The sequence below is a fragment of the Vibrio sp. STUT-A11 genome (assembly GCF_026000435.1).
Taxonomy (GTDB): domain Bacteria; phylum Pseudomonadota; class Gammaproteobacteria; order Enterobacterales; family Vibrionaceae; genus Vibrio.
The window spans coordinates 1,201,086-1,226,409 of the sequence record NZ_AP026763.1; the positions used below are offsets into that span (position 1 = coordinate 1,201,086).

A 25,324-nucleotide genomic window follows, 5' to 3' on the forward strand; every position below is an offset into this window, starting at 1 on the left:
CATGAACTCTACTAACTTAACCGTAAAATATAGATATGTAAACGTCTAGACGTCCATTTGTTTGAGTTAACGGTTTGTTTCTTCGATGCATGATGAATTTTTTTAATAATCAAGTTGAATATTTGGACCTTGTTCAATTCGCGTCAGAGAGAGATAGTTTAGCCATCCAGACATCCTGAAGTTCAAGCCAGAGATGTTCTGACCCAGATAAACTGAATAATAAGGACTAGGGAAATGGCAACAACGACACACATACTTGGCTACCCACGCATTGGGGAAAAACGTGAACTGAAATTTGCACAAGAGAAATACTGGCGTGGAGAGATCGATCAAGCACAACTCAAACAGGTTGGTGCAGAGTTGCGAGCAAAAAACTGGCAAGTACAACACGATGCAGGTTTGAGCTTTGTCACTGCCGGCGACTTTGCTTGGTACGATCACGTACTGACAACCACACTGTTGCTAGGTCACGTGCCAAAACGCCATGCTGAGGGCACACCTAACCTTGATACCTTATTCAAGGTTGGCCGAGGTCAATCGCAGGCTGGTTGTGGATGTGCAGGTGCTGCTGCTTCTGATATGACTAAATGGTTCAATACTAACTACCATTACATTGTGCCGGAATTTAGCAAAGACGATACGTTTGAGGTAAGTTGGCCACAGCTATTTGAGGAAGTCAGTGAAGCCGTTAATGCAGGATACAATGTTAAGCCTGTGCTACTTGGGCCATTAAGCTACCTGTACTTGGGCAAAGAAGTTGAAGAAGGCTTTGATCGCTTATCTCTGTTACCAAGATTGCTCACAGCATACCAAGCGATTTTGGCGAAATTGGCCGATCAGGGTGTGGAGTGGGTACAAATCGATGAGCCAATTCTGTCGCTTGAGCTGGAAAGTCAATGGGCGGATGCCTTTAAACTGGCTTACCAAATCATCCGCAGCGATGTAAAAGTTCTTCTGACAACTTACTTTGATTCTGTCACTGATACACTGAACAAAATTGTTGAGCTACCTGTTGATGGTTTACATATCGACCTTTCTGCAGCTCCAGAGCAGCTGGATGATGTTGTGGAAAAACTACCCGAAGGTTGGGTGTTGTCAGTGGGGGTTGTCAACGGGCGTAACGTTTGGCGAGCAGATCTGAGTGCACAACTGGCGTGCTTACAACCGGTAAAAGAGAAGCTAGGTGATAAGCTGTGGGTTGCGAGTTCATGTTCTTTACTGCACAGCCCGGTTGATCTAGAGCTTGAAACGACGCTGAGTGAAGAAGTAAAAAGCTGGTTCGCCTTTGCTAAACAGAAAGTTACCGAGGTAGCTCTGCTAGGTAAAGCTCTGGACGGCGATCAAAATGCGATACTGGCATGCGATACTAACAGTCAGCCAATCAATGCGCGTAAAATGGCGACACACGTTAATAAACCTCAAGTGCAGGCACGTATCAATCGCATCACAGCGGATCTAACACAACGCAGTGCCCCTTATCCTGAACGTGCTGCTCATCAGGCAGAGGTTTTGGGTTTACCTTTATTGCCAACTACAACGATCGGTTCTTTCCCGCAAACCGGTGAGATCCGCGTGCAGCGTAGCGCTTATCGAACTGGTCAACTCTCTGAGTCAGACTATGTTACGGCACTGAAAGGACATATTGCTGATGCGGTGAAACGTCAGGAAGCGTTGGATCTGGATGTGTTGGTGCATGGTGAGGCTGAGCGTAACGATATGGTTGAGTACTTCGCAGAAAATCTGGCTGGTTTCCAAACGACCAAATTCGGTTGGGTGCAGAGCTACGGTTCTCGCTGCGTAAAACCTGCGATTGTCGTTGCCGATATTGAGCGAGAAAAACCAATCACGGTTGAGTGGTCTACGTATGCACAATCCCTGACCAGCAAACAAATGAAAGGGATGCTGACTGGTCCGGTTACGATTCTGTGTTGGACATTCCCACGTGAAGACATTACACGCAAGGAAATCACTCAGCAATTGGCGTTAGCGCTGAGAGATGAAGTTTCTGATTTGCAAAATGCTGGCATTAATATCATCCAGATTGACGAGCCTGCTATTCGTGAGGGGTTACCACTTAAGAAACGTGATCATAAGGCGTATCTGGAATGGGCTGTAGATGCGTTTAAGATTTCAGCAGGCAACGCGAAGCCAGAAACACAGATTCATACTCATATGTGTTACAGCGAGTTCAATGAAATCATCGATTCTGTTGCCGCGCTGGATGCGGATGTGATTACGATTGAAACGTCACGTTCGAATATGGAGTTACTGAAAGCATTTGAAGAGTTTAACTATCCAAATGAAATCGGTCCTGGTGTTTATGATATTCACTCACCAAACATTCCAAGCGAAGAGTGGATAGAAGGCTTGATCAAGAAAGCGGCAGAAAAAACCCCTGTACAACGTTTATGGGTGAATCCAGATTGCGGTCTAAAAACACGCAACTGGGCAGAGACAGAAGCTGCGTTAGCTAACTTAGTCTCAGCGGCGAAAAAGCTGCGTACTGAACTAGCATAAACAGTAATTAAAGAAAAAGCAGGGAATGAGTCCCTGCTTTTAAATATCTCTTAGCTTAACATTCAGTTGCGACAATCGGAGGTGACTAACACTGATCTAGCTTGCCAAATTACTGTGGTTTTAATTGCTACAGCGTTGTTCTGATATCAATTCGTCTGCCATCAATTGACCTCGTGTGTTACGAACTTTCACGCGATACATCAATCCCATATTAATTTGATCACGAATCTCTGGTTTATGGCAGAAAGTATAGATACTGGAGTTAAGCACCTGTGCGAGCGGTTTTGCGCCCATTGCGCCATCGTTATAGATCATCATCAGTTCAATAACATTTTTGTTGGAGGAAACCCGCATGATTTTCAATGGCCCATATTCCATAGGCAACCCCGCAGAGAGAACACCAGCACGATTCGATGCCATTAGTTCCAACTGACGCTCTTTATCAGCACTCGATGTACAACCAGTTAGCGCACTAAGCGCCAGAAAAAAACACAGCAATTTTTTCATAAATTAAAACACTTTCTTGAACGGTTTTACGATCACGTTTTCGTAAACGCCTGCCGCTACGTAAGGGTCTTTGTCTGCCCAGGCTTTTGCGTCTTCCAAACAATCAAACTCGGCTATGACGGTTGAACCAGTAAAGCCCGCTTCTCCCGGGTTATCAGAATCAATCGCTGGCATTGGGCCTGCGGTCAGAAGTCGTCCTTCATCCTGAAGTTGTTGTAAACGTTCTAGGTGTTGAGGGCGAACACTCATGCGTTTTTCTAATGAATTCTCGATATCCTGAGAAAAGATGACATACCACATAGCATAGTTCCTTAATTGGTAGATTTAAGCCATAATTTAACGACTTTTTAGTGCCTCTCACAAGTCAACATTGGAAAATATGAGGATTTTCCTGTGATTAGACTTATTTTGCGATAGGGCGAGGTTTACCTTCACTATCGATAGCAACGTAATTAAAGGTTGCGTCACAGACCATGAAGCGATCTTCAATACCGTCCACTTTCACCGGTTTCACCCACACTTCAAGATCAACACTCATTGAAGTTCGGCCAATATTTTTACACACACCATAGCAACAGACGACATCACCGACGCTGACCGGCTTTTTAAAGGTAATACTTGAAACTGAAACCGTTACTACGCGTCCCAATGAGATTTCTTTTGCTAAAATAGCGCCAGCTAAGTCAAGCTGAGACATGATCCAGCCACCAAAGATATCGCCATTCGCATTAGTATCAGCAGGCATTGCGAGGGTACGAAGCAGTAGTTGGCCTTTCGGAGAGTTAAATTCTTGGCTCATTGAGACATCCTAAATCATTAACAGCGCCTAAATGGGACCAACCCCAGTAAATAAAAGTTCCCTTGCATACTAACAAACTAGGGTGGTCAGCTATTTACTACGATTGCTACTAGGCACAAATATTAATTGGAACAGTAACAAAACAGCGACCCTAAGGTCGCTGCTAATAATAAATTTGCGCGGATTATAGCAAAGCTGAGCTGTTATTCATCAACCGAAACGTCGGAGGAGTTAGTTTTCTGCTCTTTTGGCATGTGTTTGTAGATGTAGAAGCCTGTAGCAATCATATAGCCGAACGTCGCGATCAGTAGGCCAAATACTTTAAAGTTAACCCAGACATCCAGCGGTAGTTGGTAGGCAACGTAGATATTCAAACCTGCGCAGAAAGAGAAGAAACCGACCCAAGCCCAGTTGATACGTGTCCAAATATTTTCAGGAAGGGAGATCTCTTTTCCTAGCATCCCCTTAATCGCTGATTTGCCCATCGCATGACTAACTGCAAGGCCAATAGCAAAGATCATGTACACAATGGTCACTTTCCATTTAATGAAGTTGTCATCGTGGAGAAATATGGTCATGCCACCAAAGACAGCTACCATCACGAAAGTGATTAACTGCATCTTTTCTACTTTTTTGTAAAGCGCGAACGTCAGAACGATCTGAATAGCGGTCGCGACGATAAGTGCCCCAGTCGCAACGTAAATGTCGTACATCTTGTACAAGGCAAAGAAGACAATGAGTGGAATAAAATCAAGAATTTGCTTCATGTTGCAGAAAACTACCTGGTTATTGAGTTGTTCACAGTCTAGCGGAATCTGACGCAATGTGAATAGCTCGAGACAATTGGATACAAAAATTGCCGCGACATTGGCGACAATCCCTGTCTCTAATTTATAGTTTAGGCGACATTCTGGTATTGGGGGATACGTGTTTTTACATCTTCTAAGTAACCTTCACACAAAAGATTATCTACCGTGGCGGCAAGTTCGTCGTTGGTCATGGTGAAGGAGGAAGATTGACCTGTCATCAAGTTGAGGAATTGGTGATATTCTTCTTCGGTATAGTGACCAATACGATCCATCAATAGTGCTTTAACACCATGATGAATCAAGCTGTGATAAATGCGTCTACGGGCTAACATTGCCATCTCCCTTCAAACTTTCTACCTGTTTGGTACGAGAACCGTTATTTAGGTAGTTCGATATATTTGTTTGATGACTAACAAGCACAGATTGTGCCACTTATTTACATTTAAGAGTGGTTGGCTCGACACTTTGGCTTTGAGTGAGCCACGTTTGTATCACCTCACGCAACGCATTTAAGGTTGTTGGCTTGTTCAAACGACCATCCATTAATGTAGAGATCTGCGCGAGCTCTGAGGCTCCTGACTCTCCTGATAACGCAATCACTTTAACTGAAGGGGATATCGCTTTTATGCGCTGACTTGCATCGAAACCATTCATAACAGGCATTTGCACATCCATCAGAACTAGATCGATTTTGTGAGATTTAACCATCTCGATAGCGGTTGCACCGTTATTTGCCTGTAAACTTTTGACACCTAACTGTTTTAAATACAACTGAACTAATGTGCGTTGCACCTCTTTATCATCCACAATGAGCACTGTTGGTGCATCATTGCTGCTTGGTAAGTGTTTCATTACAAGAGGCTTTAGTTCGTCTTCTGCAGTACTTCCGTTTTCGGAGCTGACTCTGAAGGTCTCGGCTTTTGGTGAGTTCGGTACGACAGGGAAGTAGAGATAGAATTCCGTGAACTCTCCTTTTACCGATTGACATTCAATTCGGCCACCAAAGGAACGCATCACACGCTGGCAGTAACTCAACCCCAGTCCACTCCCACCGCTTTTTTGGTACGAAAAGAAGTCGTCAAAAATCTTGTTCAGAATCGTGCTATCAATGCCAGGTCCGGAATCGCGAAAGATCAATCTGTTTTCATAAGGCCCTGATTGAGTACTGATTTCAATTTGGCTGAAGGGATAAGAATCAAAGTAGTAAACCGCATTGCGAATCAAGTTGAAAATTACGAAGTTAAACAGAGTTTCATTTAACATCACAACAAAATCATCTTGTTGGGGAAGCTGGATCCTTTCTATGATCTCTTCGTTCTCAAAACCATAGCGAGTTATCGCTTTATGAACAGCCTTATGAATCGAGCTCGCCACCTGAGGCTCTTGTTCCGGTGATGTGTCGCTGACTTCTCTTAGTATTATATCGATGACCTGCTGCCCACGTTGAATTGCTGCTTGACCTTTATCGATGTCGCGTTTCAGTGTCTCTGATGACAACTGAGAATCAATATGTTGCGCTAGGATTTCAAATTGCAATTGCACTTGCGTAAGAGGATTACGCATTTCATGAGCGATGGAGTGGGCGAGGGCACGACTTTGACGGACGTTTCTATCCGCTTCAATTGTGCTTTGCACACGAGTCAGTAGCGTTTGTAACGCGGAAATTTCTTCGTTAGAAAATAGCTTTTGGTTTCTTTTATGGGAAGAAACCAAAAGGTGAGAGACCGTACGGCTATGGCCATACAGCGGCATGACAAGCGCGGTTTCACTAGAGCGCATTCTATTATAGAGTTTTCTCAATGCGTTTCCGTTTGCTGAGGTGTACTTTATCTCTTCAGACAGTTCATCAAGTAGCAAGACCGATTTATCAGAATGCAGATAGTCTTCATAAAAGGTTTCCGAGTAGTGACTATTAACCAACTGCAGCTTGTCTTTGGGAATATCGAGTAATACCCCAAGTTTTTCCATCGCATCATCAATGGAATGTTTAAATTCATCCTCCAGAGCGAGAATTTGTTGAACCGGAGTCTGCTTTTTAAAATAGACAAAATACGACACCAAGCGGCTCACCCGACGATAAAGCCAGTGCCAGGTAATACCCACTAGCGCGCAGATCGGAATAGAGATGAGCCATTGGTTACCCTCGGTGATTGGAATCAATACCGCACCTAAAGGGAATACAAAAATACCGCACACCAGTAACGTGCTGGTGGCTATGTAGGCGAGATATTTTGCACTATAGAAGCGTGAGGTGAGTAGAGCATAGCCAAAAAACAGCATTTCACTGATGGAGAGTGCTGGTGGTAACCAAGTCAGTGAAAAGTCTCCGAGAAAATAGGTCATTCCAAGATGGATGGCGGTAGTCGACAGCATGAATACCAAGATCCCTGCAATCATGTAGTTGCTTTTAGCCAGCACCAGTTTGCTACTGTTGATCCTCATACGGGCAAGGTTGAGCAACGTAAGAACAATCAACGCCAGAATGGAGGTGAAGAAATACGCGGTGTGAGATCCGAATTCAATCGCAAACGCACTAGGCCCTTGAATAGAGACATTGGCTACCGTTAGATCCGGACGCAAGTTTATAAAAAGTGAATACCCTGAAAGCAGGAAAAACATCAGCTGCTGCCAACTTTTTATTTTCGTCTGTTTCTGCTCGGCGAGTAACTGACAGGAAAAGTAGTAAGCAAAAGCAAAGGAGAAAAAGGAAGCAAGATTAGCCAACTTCGCCATGAAGATGCCGCCCTCGGAGCCAAATTTCACCAACAGCTCAGTATGAAAATAGGCATTACTGCCGATCCAGATAATAATGCAGGCAGAGTATGCAATGTAGGGCGCATGGTGGGTGCCCAGAACGCGCTCCTTCCTATTTTTCAGGCGATAGCAATAGTATATTAGCCATAGGAGAACGGCGGCGACAGTGACATATAACGTAATGGCTTTTGGATAAAGCAGACCTGTCAAACCAAAATCAAACATTCTGGTTCACCTGTAGACGACGTCTGTTTTGTCGATCACAGTATTTTCCACTGAACAATACGCAGGAAGTTTGCGATTTGGTGCGCCACGCATTGATAACAATACGGGTAAAGCCAGTCACGCTACTGCTGAGAAAATATAAGTACAGTAGCAAGTAGTAGAGGGTTGTACGATGAAAGGCTTCATGTGCAACGCTCTGATTTTTATGGATAGACCAATCTGTATGGGAGATCAGGTCTAAAGACAACTTTAGACTCATGAGACAACCTAGCACTGACATTTTTTATATTTTATAGGTGCGTTATATCACGTTACATAATTTATGCCACCAGTTTCTGTTTGTATGGTTACCTAATGCAAAAGTTGGACAAAAAAAAGCCGCTCGTTTAGAGCGACTTTGAAAAATAGCGTAAAGAAAATTAAGCTTCTTGCTTACTCAGCTCAACTTCTTTATTTGCTTGTACTTCTTCTTCTACAAGTGCGTCAACAATAACTGCACATGCCGCATCACCAGTGATGTTAAGCGCGGTACGAATCATATCGAAGATACGGTCAAGAGCGAATAGTAGTGGCAGGCCTTCAATTGGAATGCCAGCCGCTAGCAGAACCGCAACAACCAAGAATGATGGGCCTGGTACACCAGCCTGGCCAACCGCACCAAGCGTAGAGGTAACGATGATAGCGATGTAAGCGCCCATGCCTAGATCAATGTTAAATAATTGAGCGAAGAAGATGGCTACTAAGCCGTAGTAAATCGCGTTACCAGACATGTTGATCGTTGCACCAAGAGGCAGAACAAACGAAGCAGTAGAGTTTCTAACGCCCAGATCTTTTTCACAAGTGTCCATCGTTACTGGCAGTGTCGCCATTGAAGAAGCTGTTGAAAGTGCAACCGCTTGTGGCTTCTTCATTGAAGAAAGGAACTTCTTCGCTGAGGTCTTAGTGAAAATGTGAACCATTGCGGGGTAAACAACGAAGCCGAAGATTAGGATTGCTGCAACGTAGACCACGAATAGTTTGAATACCACCATTAGTGCGCCAAAACCAAACGTACCAACCGCTTCAGCCATTAGGCCAAATACACCAATAGGCGCAATGACCATCACTTTGTTGATCATCCAAACCATCGCGTCAACAATGCAGTTTACACCGTTGATGATAGGATCGCGGCGCTCTTTAGCTTGTTGAGAAATCGCAATACCGAAGAACATACAGAATACTAGGATCTGCAGAATGTTCGCATCATTTAGTGACTGGAAAACGTTGGTTGGGATCATACCAGTGATGGTTGCCCAGAAAGATGGTAGTTCACCTTTAGATGCGTATTCAGCAGAGAACATGCCTTCAACACCTGAAACGTCGATGCCGATGCCCGGTTGGAATACTTCACCCATAAATAGAGCAAGTGCTACTGCAAGAGCAGATGTTAGACCAAAGTAACCTAGTGTTACTAAGCCAACTTTGCCTGCAGATTGACTGTTACCAAGACCAGCAGCACCAGAAATCAAAGCGACAGCAACCAGTGGGATTACTAGCATTTTGATAAGGTTGATAAAGATAGCACCAAGTGGCGCGAAGACCGTAGCGTCGTGACCCATTAGAGCACCAGCGGCTGTACCCACGATCATTGCAATGACGACTTGCACGCCAATGTTATTTAGTAAACTCTTTTCTTTTAACACTTCCATAACCTCTGTGCTAATAAAATTTAAAATCCTAAAATTACCCACTATTTATCAGTAAATGAGTGGGTAATAATTTCGCCCTTGTTTTTACACTTATCATTCACAATTGGCAATATGTGCAGCAGGGTTATTGATGAAATAATCGATATTTTATTGACGAATGCTAATTTTTTGCCCAATAGCAAACGTTTGCTATTCAATATTGAAATGTAAGCATGGGCTTTTTATTGCTTTGGTTGATGCTTTTGGCGTTTGATGATTAAGTGTTTGTTAACACTTTGTTTACCGATTCTTGGTTGGGGAAGATCTTATTTATTGTCTGATATTTCTGACAATAAATAGGACGCAAGCTCACATTTTAGTGAATTCACGCTAAAGAATGTTAAATATTTTACATTCTTAGCATGACAACTCTTGTAAATATAATGTTAACAAGTGGCAGGTTAAAGATGCAAAGAACCGTCGAAAGCCACTCTATCGTTAACTTTTTGTTGTTGAATACTTAAGAACAACGTGAATGCCTATAATCTAGAGGTGGAGTCATTATGATGAATCTTGCTGCTGCGTTGCAGCGAAATGCTGCCAGTAAGCCTGATAAGACAGCGCTGATATGCGGTGACTTGGAAATTTCTTATTCTCAATTTGATGCGATCGCAGGCAAAATTGCTGCGTCGTTGATTAACCATGGCGTCAAACCGGGAGACCGAGTCGCATTGTCTTGTCCGAATCTGCCTTTCTTTGCGTTTATTTATTTCGCTGTGCAGAAAGCGGGTGCCGTTGCGGTACCGCTGAATGTGTTGTTGAAAGCGAGAGAAATCAAGTATCACCTAGAAGACTCAGACGCTAAGTTTTATTTCTGCTTTGAAGGTACGCCAGAGTTGCCCATGGCCAGAGAAGGTGTCAAAGCCTTTAAAGAAGTGGACACGTGTGAAAACATGGTGGTCATGACCCAGTCACAGGCTGAATTAGAGTGGGGTAGCGTACCAACCCTAAATGCGTTTATTCGTGATGTTGAACCGTTGGACGATTACGTGCCACGCAATGCGGATGACACCTGTGTTGTATTGTATACCTCGGGTACGACCGGCATGCCAAAAGGAGCGGAATTAACGCAACAAAACATTGTCATGAACGCGATTGTTGGGCAGAACATCATGGCTGCTCAAGCTGACGATGTACACCTGGTGACTTTGCCTCTGTTCCACACATTTGGTCAAACCGTACATTTGAATGCGAGCGTGTTGAGTGGTGCAACTCTCGTTCTTGTCCCTCGATTTGAACCGTCTCATGTCCTTGAATTAATCGAAAAACACAAGGTCACCATTTTTGCTGGTGTACCAACAATGTATATCGGACTGCTTCATGCGGACACAAATTATGATATCTCGTCGTTACGCGTGGCAGCAAGTGGTGGTTCATCGTTACCGACTGAAGTGTTCCGTGCATTTGAAGAAAAGTTCAACGTGCCTATTTTGGAAGGTTACGGTTTGTCTGAAACCAGCCCTATTGCTTGTTTCAACCATTTAGACCAAGAGCGAATTCCTGGCTCAGTTGGTCAGCCTATCCAAGGTGTTGAGGTGAAGCTTGTCGATTTAGAAGGTAATCAAGTCCCTGTCGGTGAAGAAGGCGAAATCATTGTACGTGGCCACAACGTTATGAAAGGTTATCTCGGTCGCCCAGAGGTAACAGAGTCTGTGCTGAAAGACGGCTGGTTCCATACCGGAGACGTTGGTCGTTTTGATGAAGCTGGCAACCTGTTCATTGTGGATCGAATCAAAGACTTGATCATTCGTGGCGGTTTTAACGTTTACCCTCGTGAAATCGAAGAAGTGTTTATGACACACCCTGCAGTTGCCATGGTCGCGGTCATTGGTATTCCTCATCAAGAGTACGGTGAGGAGATTAAGGCTTACGTGGTCCTTAAACCCGATCAGTATATTGAAGCGTCAGAGCTTCAGATTTGGGGAAGGGAGCATCTGGCAGCATTTAAATACCCTCGATTTGTTGAGGTACGAGACCAACTTCCGATGAGTGCAACGGGTAAGATCTTAAAGCGCGAATTGAAAGCAGAACTCAAAGTTGCTTAAACACGTATAGCAAGTATCAAGCCAGCTGACTCATCGCTGGCTTTTTTCTCTTCTGATACATGGTATGATGCAGCAGTCAGGTTTATTCGAGTTGTTTTAGATACTCTTCCATCTTAAGCGGATTAAGAATCGTAATACTGCCATAGCTTAGATTGAGAATGTCTAAGGCTTCCATTTTCTTTAATACTTTGTGTACGCTTTGTCTTGTCAGCCCCATCATATTCGCGATGTGTTCTCGTGTTACGCGAACAACACAAGGCTCTGCGCTTATTGCCCGATTAGTCTGATATGTCGCGAGCAAAAGCAGCCGGCGACCAATGCGCTCTTCAATGCCTCGAATCGCATCATCTTCTATCACGGATATGGCTGACCATAGCCTTCGACTCATTAGATCCAGAATGACCGGATAGCTTTGCGGATACTTAGCTAACAACTGACGAAACTTATCCCCTGGCAGCTCCAAAAGTGTTACATCGGAATGAGCCGTTGCGCCAAATATACGCGGCATACCGGGAGAAAACACATTGTCACCGAACCAGCCGCCAGCATCGAAAATCATTAGCGTGACTTCCTTTCCTTTTGTACTTATCGAGTTGACTCTTACTGCGCCTTTGGCAATCACCATCAGCGATGAATGCTTGTCCCCTTTATTGCAGATGAGCGCTTTTTCATCGAAATGTCGAGTTCTTACAATTTGTACCGCGTCATCAATGCCCTCAGTAGGCAGTCCAGATAACACTGGGCATTGAAGCAACAGCTTTTTTAACTCTTCCATGTCGGTACCTTAGTGCTGCACTGTAAAGATCGATATTTTAACATTTTCTAATTCGGTGCTCTCAAGGAGCACATCTTGTGAAGGTGTTATGATCTGAAATTGTGATGCGTCTCTATTTGAATGAGCAATTTTTGTTTAACAAGTGGTTTATTTGGGAACCGGTTTAGCTGAGAAGTTATTGGCCAGAATAGACAGCTTCCTCATTTATCCGTCAAACAAAAAACGCCCACTGTTCGTCGAACTGTGGGCGCTTATTTACCATATAGGAGAGAGATTATTTTTGAGTTGCTGCCTTCATTGCCGAAACAAACTCACTAAGCTTGTCCAGCATAATTTGTGGCTGCTCAACATTGGTCTCGATAATTTTAACCACTGCAGAACCAGAAATTGCACCCGCAGCACCAGCCTCTATTGCCTGTTTCACTTGTTCTGGCTCAGAGATACCGAAGCCAAGTAATGCTGGTGGAGCATCGAACTGGTTCAGTCTCTCTAACAACTGTCCAACAGGCATATTTGCCTTCGTTTCTGTCCCTGTCACACCCGCGCGTGAAAGCAAGTAGGTATACCCGCCACTCAATTCTGCAACTTGTTCTAAGGTTTCATCACTGGCTGTTGGCGGCGCAATAAAGATCGGATGAATGCCAAACTTCTCTGCTGCTGCGACGAACTCTGCGCTTTCATTGGTTGGTACATCAGCAATCAGAACAGAGTCGATACCCGCTTTGGCACAGTGTTCGTAAAAGTTCTCAATACCACGCGAGTAAACTAAGTTCGCGTACATCAATAGACCAATAGGCAGTTCTGGGTATTGGGCGCGAATCTTGCCGATTTGCTCAAAGCAGATACTTGGGGTTGCACCAGACTCAAGTGCGCGTTTATTTGCTCCCTGGATTGTCGGGCCATCTGCAAGTGGGTCGGAGAATGGAATACCTAACTCAAGCGCGTCAGCACCTGATTCAACCAAGGTCTCCATAATCTTGTATGACTGCTCAGCATTTGGATCACCTACCGTTACGAACGGTACAAACGCGCCTTGCTTCTTTTCGTTCAGGCGAGCAAACATCTTCTCATAACGACTCATTAGATCACTCCTTTTTCTTCTAGGATGGCGTTTACGGTGAAGATGTCTTTGTCACCACGACCGGATAAATTGACGACTAAAAGCTGCTCTTTTTCTGGATTTTCGCGAGCCATACGCAACGCGTGTGCAAGTGCGTGAGACGATTCAAGTGCCGCAATGATACCTTCACTACGCGCAATTTCCTGGAAAGCATCCAAGGCTTCATCATCGGTTACATTGGCGTATTCCGCGCGGCCAATGGAATTCAAGTAAGCGTGCTGAGGCCCGACAGATGGAAAATCAAGACCAGCAGAAACGGAGTAGGACTCTTCGATCTGTCCGTTTTCATCTTGCATGATTGGCGCTTTCATACCGAAATAAATACCTGTCTTACCGTGTTTCAACGGCGCACCGTGTTGGTCGGTATCGATACCTTTACCGGCAGGCTCTACACCAATAAGGCGAACACTTTTTTCTTCAATGAAATCAGCAAACATACCAATGGCGTTAGAGCCACCGCCAACACAAGCGATAACTGCATCTGGAAGACGTCCTTCACGAGCCAGAATCTGGTTCTTGGTTTCTTCACCAATCATGCGTTGGAATTCGCGAACGATAGTTGGGAACGGGTGAGGGCCCGCTGCCGTACCAAGCAGGTAGTGCGCTTCTTCGTACGTTGCTGACCAGTCACGCAGAGCTTCATTACACGCATCTTTAAGTGTTGCCGAACCAGAATGAACCGGAATGACTTCAGCGCCCATGAGTTTCATACGGAATACGTTTGGGCTTTGTCGCTCAACGTCTTTCGCACCCATATACACACGGCATTTAAGACCAAGTAGTGCACATGCAAGTGCGGTCGCAACCCCGTGTTGACCCGCACCGGTTTCAGCAATAATTTCTTTCTTGCCCATGCGCTTAGCGAGTAGAGCTTGGCCTAGCACCTGGTTAGTTTTGTGTGCGCCGCCGTGGAGTAAGTCTTCACGCTTTAGGTAAAGTTTGGTTTTTGTACCTTTAGTTAAGTTGCGAGTAAGCGTCAGCGCCGTAGGGCGACCTGCGTATTCCTGCAGAAGTGTCATGAATTCGCTACGGAACTCTGGATCTTCCTGTGCATCAATAAACGCTTGCTCTAGTTGCTCCAATGCAGGAACCAGGATTTGCGGAACGTACTGACCGCCATATTCGCCAAAGTAGGCATTCAGTTTTGCCATCGTGATAGTCCTTCTCGTAATTTTTTTGCTACGAATAATTCTAGTAGTTGCGAATTGCGTTAAACGCGGCCTGCAACTTCTGTGCATCTTTTTTACCTGGCGCGCTTTCTACACCAGAGTTTAAATCTAATCCCAAGCAACCTAGTGACGCTGCTTGTTGAGCATTCTCAGGCGACAGTCCACCTGCTAACATGATTTGACTTGGGTCGCCGATAAGAGACCAGTCGAAAACTTGTCCGGTACCACCAGATTGATTCCCTACTTGTGCATCCAATAGGTGGCGATCAACGTTTTCAGCAAGCAAAGTTGGCGCGCTCTCTTTGACGCCATACGCTTTCCAAACTTCAACGCCAGCAGGAAGTTCAGCTTTTAACTGGTTGACGTAGCTTTGATCTTCAGCGCCATGCAATTGAACGGCTTTTAAACCAAGCGATGTCACAATGGCAGCCACAAAATCAATCTCATGATTTTGGAACACGCCTACGTATTGAAGTGGTGCGCCACTCATTGTCAGTCGAGCCGTCTCTAAATCCACCGCTCGTTTAGACTGTTCGACAAAAATCAGCCCGCCGAATACCGCTCCCGCTTTATAAGCTTTTGCTGCATCGTCAGGGTGGGTTAAACCACAAACCTTATTTTCACCCAATGTGACTTTACGAACTGCGAGATCCAGATTGTCTTCGGACATAAGCGAACTGCCAATCAGGAACCCGTCTGCGTAAGCTGCTAAATCTCGAACCTGTTGGTGTGTGTAAATGCCTGACTCTGAAATCACGGTGGCTTTTGGCGCGAGTTTTCGAATCAACGGTGCTAACTCTTTGGTACGGTTAAGATCAGTACTCAAGTCACGTAAGTTACGGTTGTTGATACCGATAACCAGGGCTCCCAAATCAACCGCACGGTGCAGTTCTTCTTCGTTGCTGACTTCTGTCAGAATGCCCATGTTGAGGCTGTGTGCCACTTCGGCTAACGCTTTGTACTCTTCATCATTGAGCACAGACAGCATCAATAAGACAGCGTCAGCCCCGTAGTGACGTGCCAGGTAAACTTGGTACGTGTCCACCATGAAATCTTTACATATCACCGGCTGAGTGACCTGATTGCGCACTTGCGGAATAAAGTCGAAGTTGCCCTGAAAGTATTTCTCGTCAGTTAAAACGGAAATGGCATCAGCATGATTGTTGTAAACCGATGCGATGTAATCCAGGTCAAAGTTATTTCTTATAAGCCCTTTTGAAGGTGAGGCTTTTTTACACTCAGTAATAAACACGGTTTTATCACTACTAAGCGCATCGTAGAAGCTACGATCTGAAGGTTCTAAATCGGATTGGAAAGTACTCAAATGCTGAGAAGCTTTGCGTTCTGCGACCCACTGATATTTGTCGCGAACGATCTTAGCGAGTACTTCCGCCATTTCTGCTTCTTTTTTTGACACGTGCTCAGAAAGGTTGTCAGCTTTTTGAGTGTTGAAATCCGTCATCTTGATTATGTCCTTAAGCGTGTGCGGCAAGCTGCTGAACTAACTGGTAAGCCTTGCCTGAATTCATTGCCTCAATCGCTTGTTGCGTGTTGGCTTTTAAATCTTCGTGACCGAACAGACGCATGAGCAATGCAACGTTCGCAGCGACAGCACCTAGCTGAGCATCGGTTCCTTTTCCTGTGAGAATGTTAGTGATGATTGCTTTGTTCTCTTCAGGATCGCCACCTTTGATCGCTGCTAGTGGGTGTGTCTCTAAGCCGAAGTCGTCAGGGCTCAGTGTGTACTCGACAATTTGACCGTCTTTGATCTCTGCCACTGTGGTTGGTCCATGAATAGCAACTTCATCCAAACCACTACCGTGCACCACTGCTGCGCGCTTCATACCCATTTGTAGCATGGTTTCTGCGATAGGACGAACTAGTTCTTCGCTGTAAACGCCCATTAATTCAATATTAGGGTGCGCTGGGTTAATCAATGGGCCGAGAATATTGAAGATCGTGCGTGTTTTCATCGTTTGACGTACTGGCATCGCATGACGCACGCCACCGTGGTATTGAGGGGCAAACAGAAATGCCACGCCAATTTCGTCCATGGCTTTACGCGTGTCTTCAGGGCTCATGGCAAGGTTGATGCCGAAAGAGTCCAATAGATCAGAAGAGCCTGACTTACTGGATACACTGCGGTTGCCGTGTTTGGCGACTTTCAAACCGCAAGCCGCAGCGACAAATGCTGCCGTGGTGGAAATGTTGATAGTATCGTGACCATCGCCACCAGTGCCGACAATATCGGCAAAGTCATACTCAGGACTCGGAAACGGCTTTGCGTTGGCGAGCAGGGCTTTTGCTGCGCCGGAAATCTCGTCAGGCGTTTCGCCTTTAATCTTGAGTGCCGTTAGCGCTGATGCCATCAAAATTGGGTCGAGTTCACCACGAATAATGGTGTCGAACAGTTGCTGACTTTCTTCTTGAGTCAAAGCCTGTTGGTCATAAAGTTTGTTGATAATCGCTTCCATAATTCCTCTCCCTATTTCTTTATGCATTGTTTTTCTCAAGCGCCCATTCGATAGCATTGGCTAATAGGGTTGCTCCATAAGTGGTCATGATTGATTCCGGGTGGAACTGGAATCCGCAAACTTTATCTTGCTCGTGTACCACTGACATGGTTAATCCATCCACTTCAGCGGTAATGGTCAGCGTTTCTGGAACAGAGGTTGCGACCAATGAGTGATAACGGGCAATGGCCAGTGGTGATGGCAAATTGGCGTAAGTGGCGTGATTGTCATGTTCCATCATCGACACTTTGCCGTGAATGATCTCACCTGCGCCCGCAACCGTGCCACCATAGGCTTCAACGATAGCTTGATGGCCAAGACAGATGCCGATCATTGGTACTTTGCCTTTCATGCGCTGAATTAAGTCTGGCATTGAGCCCGCTTCAGAAGGAGCCCCCGGACCTGGAGAGAGCAGAACAACTGGGTTTTCTAGCTCATTGACCGCGTCTTCTATGGTCTCGGCAGCAATGTTATTACGGTAAATGGTGACGGAATGACCAAGCGACCGAAATTGATCAACCAAGTTATAGGTAAAAGAGTCAAAGTTATCGATAAATATAATGTTAGCCATGCTCTGCTACTCCTCCTTCTTTGTAGGTTGAGAATGGGCTGCTTGAATAGCAGAAATAACGGCTTGTGCCTTACCACGGGTTTCGTCCGCTTCCGCTTGTGGATCTGAATCGAAAACTACCCCTGCACCTGCTTGTACTTGGGCGATACCGTTTTCAACATACGCAGAGCGAATCACGATACAAGTATCTAGCGTGCCTTCTCCGGTTAGGTAGCCAACCGCACCGCCATAGCTTCCGCGGCGAACACCTTCCACGTCACGAATTAACTGCATAGCACGAATTTTTGGCGCGCCTGTCAGTGTGCCCATATTCATGCTTGCCTGATAAGCATGCAGGGCGTCTAAATCTTCGCGTAATTGACCGACGACGCGTGAAACTAAATGCATCACGTGGCTGTAACGGTCTACCTTGAGTAGATCAGCCACATAGCGGGTGCCAGCCGTAGATATACGTGCGACGTCGTTACGTGCCAGGTCAACTAGCATCATGTGTTCTGCGTTTTCTTTCATGTCGGTACGCAGTTCAAGTTCGATACGGCTGTCGAGATCGAAATCGATTTCTCCATTCGGGCGCTTACCGCGGCGGCGAGTGCCTGCGATTGGGTAAATCTCAACCTGATTGGTGTCGGTTTCGTACTTCAAAGCACTTTCTGGCGAAGCGCCAAATAGAGTGAATAACTCATCTTGCATGTAGAACATGTATGGGCTCGGGTTGCTCTTCTTCAGCTCTTTGTATGCCGCTAGTGGGGAAGGGCACGGAAGTGTGAAACGGCGAGAAGGAACAACCTGGAATATATCCCCTTTCACTACGTACTCTTTTAAATCACTGACAATCTGACAGAAGTCTTCATCCGAGATGCTTGGTTGAGCTGTCACATCAGTCAGTTTAGCCGCACTAGGCAGATGCTTAGGTGCGCTACACTGTTCGCCGATTTCTGCAATGCGAGCTTCTAAGGTTGCTTGTTGTGAGTTATCGACAAATAGCGTTGCTTGCAAATGACAAGACTCAGTCTGATGGTCAACGACGAGTAGAGTCTCGGCTACGTAAAAAACGTAATCTGGACATTGATTGGTCGCATCTGCATGACCCAAAGGTTCGAAACTTGCCACTAAGTCGTAAGCGAATAAACCACCGAGGAAAATCGCGTGCTTATCTTTATCTGCTAGATCAAAACTGTGTTGAACCAAACGCAGTGCATCAAACGAAGATGCTTCACGTAAACGCGAATCTTCATCCAGAGAGTCGCATGGATGGGCAAATTCTAGGGTGAGAGTCTCACCATCAAATTGAGAGCTGACGTCATCGCGTACGTTCTTGTAAAGATGATCAAGCAAGTTTTTACCGTTGTCGGTCAACGCATGCATGGTCACGGTATGGTCAAAACAAACGATGCGAACCGCAGAGTCGACAATCAACAGCGACTTTAGATCCTGTTTCGATTCGATTTCCGCAGATTCCAGAAGTAAGCTATCCGTCTTGTTTTCACATAGGGTGTGAAACAAGCGGGTTGGGTCTTGAGTGTAAGGAACAGAAGCCGTTAACACTTCCAGTTGTCCAAGATTCTTTATTTCAATGGCCTTGTTCACAAGACCTCCTTATAGCTATTTTAATCTTCCTGCCGAACATAGTGGCATAAACCAGGCATAGGCCCAATTAAGAGTTTACGAGATCCGGTTAATGTTTAAGCAGTTGAACGTAAAAAGGGCGAAAAATAAAAAGCCCGCTTTGGCAGCGGGCTTTTAAACGTTTGAATTTCTTAACTAGAAGTACACGTTTGCCCACCAAGAACTTGTCCAAGTGCGCCACCAAGCAACGTCTGCCGAGCTTGTCTTATTCAGACAAACTGCAACTTTCGCTTTTTGGTTTTGCTTCAATTCTTGTAACATAGTGAGCCTTGAATAATGTGTTCTGTATTTGTGTACTAGTTAACTAGTGCGGAGATAAAAAGTCAACCCCAAAACAGCATTAAAACGATAAAAATATGAGAATTGATTTACATAGCCATACCACAGCCTCTGATGGCCGACTGGAACCGAAAGATTTAGTGGATAGGGCACTGAGTTTTGATATCGAAGTTTTGGCGATTACAGACCATGATACCGTTGACGGTTTATTGCCTGCGAAACAGTATGTAGAAGAGAATCAGTTGCCGATACAAATCATCAATGGCATCGAAATCTCAACCGTTTGGCAAAATAAAGATATCCATATCGTGGGTCTGAATATTGACCCCGATAATCCAGCATTGAAGACGCTCATTGAACAACAAAAACAGCATCGAATCACTCGTTCAGAGTTGATCGCATCGCGTCTGCAGAAAGCAACCCGTGAAGGCGTTCTGGAAGAGGTACAGCAGATTGCAGGTGATGCGCCAATTACACGTGCCCATTTCGCGAAATGGTTGGTGGACAATGGCTTCGCTAAAAATATGCAAATGGTGTTCAAAAAGTTCCTAACGCGTAACAACCCTGGTTATGTGCCACCGAATTGGTGTTCGATGAAAGATGCGATAGATGCCATTCACGCTGCTGGTGGCCACGCGGTGTTAGCTCATCCGGGTCGATATCAGTTGACAGCAAAGTGGATTAAGCGTCTTCTTGCGGCATTCGCGGAAGCAAATGGTGACGCGATGGAAGTCGCTCAGCCACAACAAGCACAACAAGAAAGACGCAATCTGGCGGATTATGCTATACAATACAAACTATTAGCGTCCCAAGGTAGCGACTTTCACTATCCGTCTCCTTGGATGGAGTTGGGTCGAAACCTCTGGTTGCCGTCAGGCGTAGAACCAGTTTGGAAAGATTGGGGCATTGACCCTTCGTTGGATCGCAACGAAGTCCATGCTCCATAAGGATATAGAGCCGAGAGGCTCGATAATGAGGAATTACAATGAGCCAGTTTTTTTACGTTCATCCAGAAAACCCACAGGCTCGCTTGATTAATCAAGCAGTAGCAATCATTCGTAACGGCGGTGTCGTGGTTTACCCAACCGATTCGGGTTACGCACTTGGCTGTCAACTGGAAAACAAACAGGCGTTAGAACGTATCTGTCAAATTCGTCGCTTGGACGATAAGCACAACTTCACGTTGTTATGCAGAGATTTATCCGAGATTTCGCTGTACGCACGCGTAGACAACGGCGCATTTCGATTACTGAAAAATAATACTCCGGGGCCTTACACATTCATCTTCAAAGGTACAAAAGAAGTGCCTCGTCGTTTAATGAATGCAAAGCGTAAAACCATCGGTATCCGTGTTCCTGATAACCAAATCGCGCTTGATCTTTTGGAAGCATTGGGTGAGCCTTTGATGTCTACGTCGTTGATTTTGCCTAACAGTGACGTAGCTGAATCTGATCCAGAAGATATCCGTGACAAGTTAGAACATGCGGTTGACGTAATACTTAACGGCGGTTATTTAGGTGAACAACCGTCAACGGTTATCGACTTTAGTGAAGGTGACCCTGTCGTGGTTCGTCTTGGTTCGGGTGACCCTGCGCCATTTGAATAAGTGTGGTGGTAGCTTGATGTGATAAAGGAGGCAGAGGTGCCTCCTTTTTTGTGTCTAGTGTATCGATTCGAAAACGAAGTAAATTCTTTAAGCGAACTCGAAAAGATCGATACCTTTGTGCTCCGCATAGTCAATATAATTTGATGTGATTCCGTTTAACGTCACTTCAACATTGTATTCATCGCTGGAGAATACCGCCCAGCCGCATTCGTTGTATGAAAGCGTCAGATCATCGGCGGAATCGAGGAACGTATCGCGAATGCCGTCATCATTGGTATCACGCCCGAAATCAAACACCAATTTATCGTGGAAAATATTAAAATCCAGAACTTCTGCTTTCACATCGATGTCATTGGAAGAAACGGGTTGGTCGGGAACACCAATCGCCATACGGTTGGTAAAAACAAAGGAATCTTTGCCAAGCCCCCCACTTAGAACGGACTCACCATCACCGATAACAATGGTGTCACTTCCCCAACCGCCGCTGATGAAGTTATTCCCTGAATAATCAAAAATAATGTCGTCTCCGAATCCACCATATAGAGAATCATTTCCTAAACCACCCGATAGGTAGTCATCACCGAAACCACCAGAGACAAAATCATTTCCCCGCCCACCAAATAAGCGATCTTCATTCCAGCCGCCGAAGATATAATCATCACCATCGAAGCCGACAAAATTATCTTTACCGCCAAAACCGAAGAAGATGTCGCTCGTATCCGAGCCATTTGTTCCCTTTATATTGTCATCGTCGCAGGTACCAAATATCCAATTGAGGGTAATCCCTATGTTTGACATTTTGTTGTCCTTTTATCTGATTATCGTCGCAGGTAAGTCAGTAGATTGTTGATCTAGCAACCATGATAATTTTATCAGCTGAAGCTTCTGTTCTACGGGCAATAAAGTTCTAAATTAGTGTGGTTATTGGACTGAATGTCGACCAACAGTAGGAAAAAAGTGGTAAATAGGAGGATGGATTAAGTTAAATTTATCAGGCTGAGAATAGAGAGGATTTCGCTTACATTAAGCCATAAAGTTACGTATAATGGCCGACTGAAAAAATCCCGTGAAGATGGGTAGATTGCATAATACAGACCAATCCTGGTCTAGACGTCTGTGAAGACGACACATAGGTAAATAAATGAGCGAAAAGTTACAAAAAGTATTAGCACGTGCTGGTCACGGTTCTCGTCGAGAGATTGAATCGTTAATTAAATCCGGCCGCGTAAGCGTGAACGGTAATGTCGCTAAACTTGGTGAAAGACTTGAAGATGAGAGCAGTGTCGTTCGTATCGATGGTCACATTGTATCTGCGAAGATACAAGAGGAAGTGGTCTGTCGTGTGCTGGCATACTACAAACCTGAAGGTGAACTGTGTACTCGTCATGATCCGGAAGGTCGCCGTACTGTGTTTGATCGCCTGCCAAAAATTCGTGGCTCGCGTTGGATTTCAGTAGGTCGTCTGGATGCAAACACTTCAGGTCTGTTGCTTTTCACTACGGATGGTGAACTGGCAAACCGCCTAATGCACCCAAGTCGCCAGGTTGAGCGTGAATATCTAGTACGTGTGTTCGGTGAAGTAACTGAACAAAAAGTTCGTAATCTAGTAAAAGGCGTTGAGCTAGAAGATGGTATGGCACGTTTTGAAGACGTTGTTTACGCTGGTGGTGAAGGTATGAACCACACCTTCTATGTTGTAATCAATGAAGGTCGTAACCGAGAAGTCCGTCGTCTATGGGAATCTCAAGATTGTACCGTAAGCCGTCTGAAGCGTGTTCGTTACGGTGATATCTTCCTGGACAAAAAGCTGCCACGTGGCGGATGGATGGAACTCGATCTGAAAGAAGTCAACTATCTGCGTGAGCTCGTAGAACTTCGTCCAGAAAAAGAAACCATGCTTGATCTGGACAAAGATAACACTTCTCGTAAGCGTGAACGCGCACGTAGCCAAAAAATTCGTCGTGCAGTTAAGCGACATGAAGAGCGTGTAAATACGCCGAAAGGCCGCAGCAACAATCCTGCTCGTCGTAAGCCAAAGAAAAGTGCTGGTGAGCAAGGTGTTCGCAACAAGCATCGTTAAGCGTTGTTAAAAAATCAGAAAGGCTTGCCAAATTGGGCAAGCCTTTTTCTTATCTGAAAAACGGATAATGGGAGTAATGCAGTTCACTTAACAGCCTGCAGAATATTCCAGTCAACCGTCATCCTGGACCGCGACGAAGGAGCGTGATTCAGGATCTTCTATCCGAGCACTTTGTTATCAAAGGTATTTCTAGCTATTCTCAGCGCGCTGATACTAGATTCCTAGTCTCGCTATGGCTCGCTGGAATGACTCTATAAGAGCTGTTAAGTAATGGGAATCTCTTTAGAAATAAAAAACACCAGCGTGAAGGCTGGTGTTTTTACTTGTGATAGGGGAGGCGTTAGTCGCGCTTCCAAAGCATATGACAGAACTTATGGTCTGGGTCTCGGCTGATTAGCATACGAGCAAATACGTCATCCAGTACGTCATTTTCCTCGTTCACTAAGCCAATTCGCACTTCTGCGTACACTTCTTTGTCGATCTCGAAGCCCACATGTTCAACCCAGTCTTCACCGGTTTCGACAAGTTCTGCGGCACCACGATCTTCAAACTGTGCAGTAAACAGAATGACATCAGCTGGCTCTAGATTATCCGGAGCCATTTCAAGAAAAATGTCGTACGCTGCGTCGATAACATCGTCGTAAGAAATCAAATCAGACATACTTATGCTCGGCTCATGTATTTACGTTCTGCAGTGTTAATCACTACTCGGTCACCCGTCGCGATGTATTCTGGAACTTGAACAGTAAGACCAGAAGCGAAGCGCGCTGGTTTAGTACGTGCAGAAGCTGACGCGCCTTTGATTGAAGGGTCAGTTTCTTCTATGACTAGCTCAACAGAAGATGGCAGTTCAAGGCCAACAGCTGAACCGTCTACCAAGATAACGTGGATACCTTGCGTGTCTTCGTTAATGAACAGCATATCATCTGCTACATCATTCTCTTTAAATGTGTATTGTGAGTAATCTTCGTTATCCATGAAGATGTGCTCATCACCGTCTGCGTATGAGTACACAACGGCACGCTTGTTCATTTCTACTGTTTCTACAACGTCATCAGACTTATAACGCTCGTCTACACGTGCACCTGTTGTTAGATCAGTACAACGCATCTTGTAGATTTTCGCGCCACCACGGCCGCCTGGTGTCGTTACTTCGATGTCTTTAACGAGAAGAGTTTTACCATTAGACTCGATTGCGAAGCCTTTTTTGATTTCACTTGCCTTTGGCATTGTATTTTCCTATTGATACTTATTACGCAAAACTTGATGATTATAGCGTTAAGTTGTCTTGCTGGCATCAAAATTCATCGCTGAAATTGGCTTCATCTCTCATGAATAAACGCGTTATTAAGCTTGATCCAAATTCAGTGCTGGTAGATCATATTGTTCTTGAATCTTAAGCTTTAGATCGCGTTACTTTCAATGTCTCTTCCTGTTATCGACTCAAAACAACCTTTTCAAACCGAATTCGAACCTCTGATCAGAGAAGTTCTTATGTGCCTTAAAAGTGGGCTAGGGCAAAACTTACATAGTGTCTATGTCTATGGCAGTGTTGCGCGTAAAACGGCGGTGGCAGGTAAGTCGAACCTCGATTTAGTGGTTGTAACCAAAGCGGCATTTGAGTCTAACCGGGCCACGTTATTGAACACTATCAAGTGGCGTGCACAGCAAGGCTACCCGCACGTAAATGGCGTTTCAGTACGAACCGCGCTGGTGAGTGATGTGGCGAATCTCGACAGCATTTTCACCTGGGGATTTATGCTCAAGCATTGCTGTGTCTGTATTTATGGTGATGACTTAGCGGACTGCTTTGGCGATTATGTTCCAAGCTGGGAGATTGCTAAACATTGGAACATGGATGTGGAAGAGTGGCTCTCTGTCTATCGAACGAAAATTGCGCAGGCAAAAAGTGTTGAAGAGCAAACTCAAGCTCAAACGGTAATAGCCAAAAAGTTGTTGCGGGCGTCGTATTCTCTGATTATGTACCGCGATAAACGCTGGTTTGACGACCCTGTGGAATGTGGTCAGGTATTTTTGACCTACCATCCAGAAAAGCACTTGGAGATCGAACGTCTGAGTATATTGCTTGCGGGACGGGCTATCCCAAAACGCTCGGTGATAGGCCTTTTAGATAGCTTTGGCAGTTGGCTAGTCAAGCAGTATCAAAAAACAGAGTTTCGTATTGGCTAGCTAAAGCCGATT

The 25,324-nt window shown here is 45.1% G+C and carries 24 protein-coding genes and 1 other annotated feature; of the genes, 6 read left to right on the forward strand and 18 right to left on the reverse strand.

Going from position 1 to position 25,324, the window contains the following annotated elements; all coding sequences use genetic code 11:
* Window positions 1-234 precede the first annotated feature (234 nt).
* Window positions 235-2,517 (forward strand): 5-methyltetrahydropteroyltriglutamate--homocysteine S-methyltransferase, encoded by a 2,283-nt coding sequence (gene metE / locus OO774_RS05630; protein ID WP_264905422.1) that lies wholly within the window; start codon window positions 235-237, stop codon window positions 2,515-2,517.
* A gap of 120 nt (window positions 2,518-2,637) precedes the next feature.
* Here the strand turns inward: metE and OO774_RS05635 are convergent, their stop codons facing one another.
* The 7 genes from OO774_RS05635 to OO774_RS05665 all read right to left on the reverse strand — a co-directional run bounded on the left by OO774_RS05635 (window position 2,638) and on the right by OO774_RS05665 (window position 9,299).
* Window positions 2,638-3,024 (reverse strand): GspS/AspS pilotin family protein, encoded by a 387-nt coding sequence (locus tag OO774_RS05635; protein ID WP_264905423.1) that lies wholly within the window; start codon window positions 3,022-3,024, stop codon window positions 2,638-2,640.
* Between the two features lie 3 nt (window positions 3,025-3,027).
* Window positions 3,028-3,324: a YciI family protein gene (locus tag OO774_RS05640; protein WP_264905425.1), complete on the reverse strand. Its 297-nt coding sequence runs from the start codon at window positions 3,322-3,324 to the stop codon at window positions 3,028-3,030.
* Window positions 3,325-3,427: 103 nt separating this feature from the next.
* Complete coding sequence (yciA, locus tag OO774_RS05645; RefSeq protein ID WP_264905427.1) at window positions 3,428-3,823, reverse strand: acyl-CoA thioester hydrolase YciA; 396 nt, start codon at window positions 3,821-3,823, stop codon at window positions 3,428-3,430.
* A 203-nt stretch (window positions 3,824-4,026) separates the two neighbouring features.
* Window positions 4,027-4,590, reverse strand: a complete 564-nt coding sequence (locus tag OO774_RS05650) for a septation protein A (RefSeq protein WP_264905429.1) — start codon at window positions 4,588-4,590, stop codon at window positions 4,027-4,029.
* A gap of 131 nt (window positions 4,591-4,721) precedes the next feature.
* Entirely contained in the window at window positions 4,722-4,970 is a 249-nt protein-coding gene (locus OO774_RS05655) for a hypothetical protein (RefSeq protein ID WP_264905430.1), read from the reverse strand.
* A 94-nt stretch (window positions 4,971-5,064) separates the two neighbouring features.
* Window positions 5,065-7,611, reverse strand: coding sequence for a hybrid sensor histidine kinase/response regulator (locus OO774_RS05660; RefSeq protein WP_264905432.1), 2,547 nt, complete (start codon window positions 7,609-7,611; stop codon window positions 5,065-5,067).
* A gap of 419 nt (window positions 7,612-8,030) precedes the next feature.
* Window positions 8,031-9,299: a dicarboxylate/amino acid:cation symporter gene (locus tag OO774_RS05665; protein ID WP_264905434.1), complete on the reverse strand. Its 1,269-nt coding sequence runs from the start codon at window positions 9,297-9,299 to the stop codon at window positions 8,031-8,033.
* Window positions 9,300-9,841: 542 nt separating this feature from the next.
* Here OO774_RS05665 and OO774_RS05670 point away from each other — a divergent pair.
* Window positions 9,842-11,383, forward strand: a complete 1,542-nt coding sequence (locus OO774_RS05670; RefSeq protein ID WP_264905436.1) for a long-chain fatty acid--CoA ligase — start codon at window positions 9,842-9,844, stop codon at window positions 11,381-11,383.
* 82 nt (window positions 11,384-11,465) lie between these two features.
* Here OO774_RS05670 and OO774_RS05675 read toward each other — a convergent pair whose 3' ends face one another.
* The 8 genes from OO774_RS05675 to OO774_RS05710 form a co-directional block, all read right to left on the reverse strand.
* Window positions 11,466-12,158 carry a Crp/Fnr family transcriptional regulator gene (locus OO774_RS05675; RefSeq protein WP_264905438.1) on the reverse strand — a complete coding sequence of 231 codons (693 nt, stop codon included), beginning with the start codon at window positions 12,156-12,158 and terminating at the stop codon, window positions 11,466-11,468.
* Between the two features lie 274 nt (window positions 12,159-12,432).
* The gene (trpA, locus tag OO774_RS05680; protein WP_264905440.1) at window positions 12,433-13,239 is read right to left on the reverse strand and encodes a tryptophan synthase subunit alpha; all 807 of its coding nucleotides are present in this window, start codon (window positions 13,237-13,239) and stop codon (window positions 12,433-12,435) included.
* On the reverse strand, window positions 13,239-14,429 hold the full coding sequence (gene trpB / locus OO774_RS05685; protein ID WP_264905442.1) for a tryptophan synthase subunit beta: 1,191 nt from the start codon (window positions 14,427-14,429) through the stop codon (window positions 13,239-13,241). Before trpB ends, trpA begins: the two co-directional genes overlap by 1 nt.
* A gap of 40 nt (window positions 14,430-14,469) precedes the next feature.
* Window positions 14,470-15,909 carry a bifunctional indole-3-glycerol-phosphate synthase TrpC/phosphoribosylanthranilate isomerase TrpF gene (gene trpCF, locus OO774_RS05690; protein ID WP_264905444.1) on the reverse strand — a complete coding sequence of 480 codons (1,440 nt, stop codon included), beginning with the start codon at window positions 15,907-15,909 and terminating at the stop codon, window positions 14,470-14,472.
* A gap of 13 nt (window positions 15,910-15,922) precedes the next feature.
* Window positions 15,923-16,921: an anthranilate phosphoribosyltransferase gene (gene trpD, locus OO774_RS05695; protein WP_264905446.1), complete on the reverse strand. Its 999-nt coding sequence runs from the start codon at window positions 16,919-16,921 to the stop codon at window positions 15,923-15,925.
* A 19-nt stretch (window positions 16,922-16,940) separates the two neighbouring features.
* Window positions 16,941-17,531 carry an aminodeoxychorismate/anthranilate synthase component II gene (locus OO774_RS05700; RefSeq protein ID WP_264905447.1) on the reverse strand — a complete coding sequence of 197 codons (591 nt, stop codon included), beginning with the start codon at window positions 17,529-17,531 and terminating at the stop codon, window positions 16,941-16,943.
* Window positions 17,532-17,537: 6 nt separating this feature from the next.
* Complete coding sequence (locus tag OO774_RS05705) at window positions 17,538-19,118, reverse strand: anthranilate synthase component 1 (protein WP_264905448.1); 1,581 nt, start codon at window positions 19,116-19,118, stop codon at window positions 17,538-17,540.
* A 124-nt stretch (window positions 19,119-19,242) separates the two neighbouring features.
* Window positions 19,243-19,346, reverse strand: a sequence feature (Trp leader region).
* Window positions 19,293-19,418 (reverse strand): trp operon leader peptide, encoded by a 126-nt coding sequence (locus OO774_RS05710; RefSeq protein ID WP_014232405.1) that lies wholly within the window; start codon window positions 19,416-19,418, stop codon window positions 19,293-19,295. Its footprint overlaps the feature before it by 54 nt.
* A gap of 95 nt (window positions 19,419-19,513) precedes the next feature.
* On the opposite strand from OO774_RS05710, the gene OO774_RS05715 reads away from it, so the two are divergent.
* Window positions 19,514-20,383 (forward strand): PHP domain-containing protein, encoded by an 870-nt coding sequence (locus OO774_RS05715; RefSeq protein WP_264905450.1) that lies wholly within the window; start codon window positions 19,514-19,516, stop codon window positions 20,381-20,383.
* Between the two features lie 38 nt (window positions 20,384-20,421).
* Window positions 20,422-21,042 (forward strand): L-threonylcarbamoyladenylate synthase, encoded by a 621-nt coding sequence (locus tag OO774_RS05720; protein WP_014232403.1) that lies wholly within the window; start codon window positions 20,422-20,424, stop codon window positions 21,040-21,042.
* Between the two features lie 87 nt (window positions 21,043-21,129).
* Here OO774_RS05720 and OO774_RS05725 read toward each other — a convergent pair whose 3' ends face one another.
* Window positions 21,130-21,840 carry a calcium-binding protein gene (locus OO774_RS05725; protein WP_264905452.1) on the reverse strand — a complete coding sequence of 237 codons (711 nt, stop codon included), beginning with the start codon at window positions 21,838-21,840 and terminating at the stop codon, window positions 21,130-21,132.
* Between the two features lie 343 nt (window positions 21,841-22,183).
* Here OO774_RS05725 and rluB point away from each other — a divergent pair, with 343 nt between their 5' ends.
* Window positions 22,184-23,122, forward strand: a complete 939-nt coding sequence (gene rluB, locus OO774_RS05730; protein ID WP_264905453.1) for a 23S rRNA pseudouridine(2605) synthase RluB — start codon at window positions 22,184-22,186, stop codon at window positions 23,120-23,122.
* 340 nt (window positions 23,123-23,462) lie between these two features.
* On the opposite strand, the gene OO774_RS05735 is transcribed toward rluB, so the two are convergent.
* Together OO774_RS05735 and yeiP are read right to left on the reverse strand one after the other, a co-directional pair.
* The gene (locus OO774_RS05735; protein ID WP_014232400.1) at window positions 23,463-23,783 is read right to left on the reverse strand and encodes an HI1450 family dsDNA-mimic protein; all 321 of its coding nucleotides are present in this window, start codon (window positions 23,781-23,783) and stop codon (window positions 23,463-23,465) included.
* A 2-nt stretch (window positions 23,784-23,785) separates the two neighbouring features.
* Window positions 23,786-24,352, reverse strand: coding sequence for an elongation factor P-like protein YeiP (yeiP, locus tag OO774_RS05740; protein ID WP_264905455.1), 567 nt, complete (start codon window positions 24,350-24,352; stop codon window positions 23,786-23,788).
* Window positions 24,353-24,544: 192 nt separating this feature from the next.
* On the opposite strand from yeiP, the gene OO774_RS05745 reads away from it, so the two are divergent.
* Window positions 24,545-25,312: a nucleotidyltransferase domain-containing protein gene (locus OO774_RS05745; protein ID WP_264905457.1), complete on the forward strand. Its 768-nt coding sequence runs from the start codon at window positions 24,545-24,547 to the stop codon at window positions 25,310-25,312.
* Window positions 25,313-25,324: the final 12 nt, after the last annotated feature.